The 3,803-nt window shown below is 45.1% G+C and carries 3 protein-coding genes and 1 riboswitch; of the genes, 2 read left to right on the top strand and 1 reads right to left on the bottom strand.

Features of this window, described 5'->3' with window-relative positions:
* The first annotated feature begins 343 nt into the window (after window positions 1-343).
* Window positions 344-462: riboswitch (molybdenum cofactor riboswitch) on the top strand.
* Both moaA and P8O70_04460 read left to right on the top strand, forming a co-directional pair.
* The gene (gene moaA / locus P8O70_04465) at window positions 455-1,402 is read left to right on the top strand and encodes a GTP 3',8-cyclase MoaA (protein ID MDG2196135.1); all 948 of its coding nucleotides are present in this window, start codon (window positions 455-457) and stop codon (window positions 1,400-1,402) included. It overlaps the preceding riboswitch by 8 nt.
* A gap of 115 nt (window positions 1,403-1,517) precedes the next feature.
* The gene (locus P8O70_04460) at window positions 1,518-2,525 is read left to right on the top strand and encodes a YhdH/YhfP family quinone oxidoreductase (GenBank protein ID MDG2196134.1); all 1,008 of its coding nucleotides are present in this window, start codon (window positions 1,518-1,520) and stop codon (window positions 2,523-2,525) included.
* Between the two features lie 13 nt (window positions 2,526-2,538).
* Here the strand turns inward: P8O70_04460 and P8O70_04455 are convergent.
* The coding region (locus P8O70_04455) for a hypothetical protein (GenBank protein MDG2196133.1) at window positions 2,539-3,803 on the bottom strand (1,265 nt) is incomplete at its 5' end.

Genomic DNA, 3,803 nt, shown 5'->3' with positions numbered 1-3,803 from the left:
GTCACTTCTGCAAGGCAGAAAGCTTTATTAAGCTTATCAAGAAGCAAGTTTCTTAGCCCCCGAACAACTATGTTTACTGGATCTGGGGGAATCTAGTGAACAAATCGATTATGCTTTTCAGAGAATCGCCAATCACCAACTTCAGCAAATCCAACGAGATCGTCAGCGTTTGCAGGCTTTTTTCTGCAGCCTTTCTTCATGGTGCCCCTTGCGCTGATGGACCTAGCTCTCTTCCTGGCCCTTTATATGCCTCTCTTCCAGATAGGAATGACTGTATAAGAGAGGCCATGCTTGCTTTTTTGGAGTACTTTTCCTAACGTCTTTCGTAGAGTTGTTTTAATCTTACTAATACTGTCTCCGATCTTGGTGGCCTAAGGTCTCGGCAATGGCTTCCAAGACGATGGGTGATTCCGGAAACAGAATCGCCTCCCATGTTTGGAAAGGAGATTCCCACATGCTCGACAGCTTCGGTCGAAATATAAACAAGTTGCGTGTTTCCTTAGGGGAGTCCTGCAACATGGCCTGCACCTACTGCGTCACGAGTATCAAGGATCATAATCCAGATCCTAATGCGCTCTCCAGTTCAGACCTGCTCAAATTAGTCTCATTGCTGGTAAGTTATTCTGGTATCACCAAGATTCGAATTACTGGTGGCGAACCACTACTCCATCGAGATCTGCTCAGTTTCATTGATGGTGTTCGACAACTAGGTGTTGAAAGTATCGGCCTAACCACCAACGGCTTGAATTTAAGCAAATTGGCCACATCTCTAAAAGAGGCAGGACTGGACTCTGTCAACATCAGTTTAGACTCTCTAAATCCTGAAAATTTCAGAAAACTGGGGCGTGCTGGACGCTTGGAGCGTGTGTTGGAAGGAATTGAAAAGGCTCTTACTGCTAGGTTACGTGTTAAACTTAATATGGTGGTCATTCGAGGAGCCAATGACCATGAGGTGGTCGACCTTCTTGACTATGCTATTGAGAGAGGAATCGAGCTAAGATATCTCGAACTCATGCGAATGGGGCCACTGTTTCAAACAGAGAAATTCCCACTTTTCCCAATGCACGAAATTCTCGAACTTATTGGTCGTCACTTCACTTGGCGTAAGGTTGATGCCGAGCATGATGCCACTGCCCAACGCTATTGGGTACCTGGAGGACACTTTGGCATCATTCCCAATGAAAGTGCACCTTTTTGTTCTACCTGCTCCAGATTACGGTTAACCTCTAGTGGCCAGCTCGTTGGCTGCCTTAGCAATCCAACACCTACTTCTATTCAACACTTATTAAAACAGCAAGAAGTTGCTAGTGAATTGAACGAGCGAGTTGCCCACTCGATTGCTTTCAAGGAACCAGTTGCTTTCACCGGATCCAACTTGGGAATGTCTCGTATCGGAGGTTGACAACCGTTTCTTACCAACAAATCTCCACTTGTTAACATTTCTGTAGCCCTGACCCACGAATTTCGAAAATTCAGGCTGCAATCTGCCTGGCCTGATTTCTAAAAGGAGTTTCCTGATGTCTTCACCTATCTCTTTCCAAGCGATACGGATTTTTGAAGAAGATAGCAAATTTGAGCAGCGTATTGTTGATCGTAATACGGAAGAACTACCAGAAGGAGAGGTGTTGATTCAAGTGCATTATTCTTCACTTAACTACAAGGATGCCCTCTCTGCATCGGGTAATCGTGGGGTAACGCGGAACTACCCACATACCCCAGGAGTTGATGCCTCCGGCATTGTTACAGCTTCCACAGATCCCAACTTCAAGGCTGGAGATGCCGTAGTCGTCACCAGTTATGATTTGGGGATGAACACGGATGGAGGCTTCGGTGAGTACATTAGAGTTCCTGCAACGTGGGTTTTACCACTACCAGAGGGCCTGACCCTGCAGGAAGCAATGATTTACGGGACTGCAGGTTTTACTGCTGCGCAATCGTTTTGGGAATTGAAAGTGGCAGGCTGTAAACCAGAAAATGGCCCCGTTTTAGTAACTGGAGCCGCTGGAGGGGTCGGATCAATCTCAGTGAGATTATTGCTGAATGGCGGATATGAGGTTGCTGCAGTCAGTGGTCACGATGATGGGAAAGCACTACTGAAAGAACTAGGAGTTCAACAAATATTAGGTCGCGAAGAAGCCATTGATACAGGCACACGACCCTTATTAAAGTCAAAATGGAATGGAGTTATAGATAGCGTAGGGGGACTGCCCCTGGCCACAGCTCTGAAAACCACCCAGCCTGGTGGAGTCATCACAACCTGTGGAAGTGTTGCTGGTGCAGAACTAGCGACCACTGTTTGGCCCTTAATCTTGCGAGGACTCAGATTAATCGGAATTGACTCCCAAAACTGTCCCTATGCACTGAGGAAACAACTTTGGCAACACCTAGCAACCGACTGGAGGCTACCAAACCTTAAAGTTGGTCTAAAGGAGGTTTCGATGGAGGGAATGTTGAACGAGATCGAATTGATTTTACGTTCGGAAGTCAAAGGCAGGGTTGTTCTGCGGCACAAGGCCGCAGAGTAGGAACAGGAGGCATTCAAGGAGCTTGTAATGCCTTCTTGCTGGAATTTGCAGTGCTCTCTATCAAATTGTGAATTGGATTGATGTTGCCAATGTCATTGATGTTTGTAATCGGTGACTCTTGATCATGCCCCAACTTGAAGGTAAGCGAATAAGTGTTTGAATTGCCTGAGAAGTCTGTCGCAGTCAATGAGATCTTTGCCCCATCTCCAACATAGCGCCCTGCAGAATCTGTGGTTCCAGTTGGATTTGAGAGAGTAATCTTTGCTTGATTGCTGTTTGTGATCACAGCGGATTCAGTAAAATCTACTCCGGTCATATTTGTTGGGCTACCCACAGTGTAAGTAGCGGTTGCAGACGCCAGATTTTCCAGGAAATCGAAGGTTAGCTCCCTTGAATTAGCTAGATCTGTGCTGCTTGTTTTATTGTCTGCCACAATTCCATCCATACTCACGTCAAGATAAACCTTGCGGTATACCTTGAGTGCCAAACTATCCCCACTGACGGATCCAATTGTTTGAGCAACTCCAGTATCTGAATTAGTTACATTAGGTGGAGAGATATGAAGAACATATTCAATGCCGTTTGCTTCAATACCATCAATCACAAGAATATCATTAGTTCCTACTGAGGTTTTATCCGCAGTGGTGTTGTCTGAGGTGAAAGTATAGTCCGGTATTCCGACAATCAATTTTGTTTTATTATCTACTGAGAAAGACCCATTATCTACTGACGATCCAGTCGTAGCTCCATTTCCCAAGTCAACTGCTTGTCTCATTAAGGTAGTAGTTGTTTGAGTTGTCAGACTAGTATTGTCATTGTCCAAATATCCTCGAATATAAGCTCTCCCATCTGAATCTCCATCCATCAGAACAGTCCCTGAGTTAAAAGTGATCACAGCTCGTGTTCTCGTATTATTGTTAGTGGAAGCATTGTCCTGTGCATCAGTACCTGCAGAGTTCCAGAAACGATAAAGTGGATAGTCGTTTTGAGTTGCTGTTGAACTGTTATCAGTTGCATTGTTCACATCACCAGTGATGGTAGTGCCATTATCATCGAAATAAATACCAGCACCCATCAAATGGGTGCCATTATCGGCACCTGTTCCAAATGCACTAATAATTTGTAGCCCGTGATCAGTCACTTCCATCAGAAATACATTGTCATTGGAGCTACTGTTGTCTGCTGGCCCAATTTTGGGGTGCAAATTATCTACGCCCACCAATCTTGGCCCAAATTGGTTAGATCTGTCATCAGTTGGACCAACACCATTAGTTAGAT

The sequence above is a fragment of the SAR324 cluster bacterium genome (assembly GCA_029245725.1).
GTDB lineage: Bacteria > SAR324 > SAR324 > SAR324 > NAC60-12 > JCVI-SCAAA005.
The sequence above is the reverse complement of the archived record's forward strand: the minus strand, read 5'-3'. Positions and strand labels throughout refer to the sequence as shown.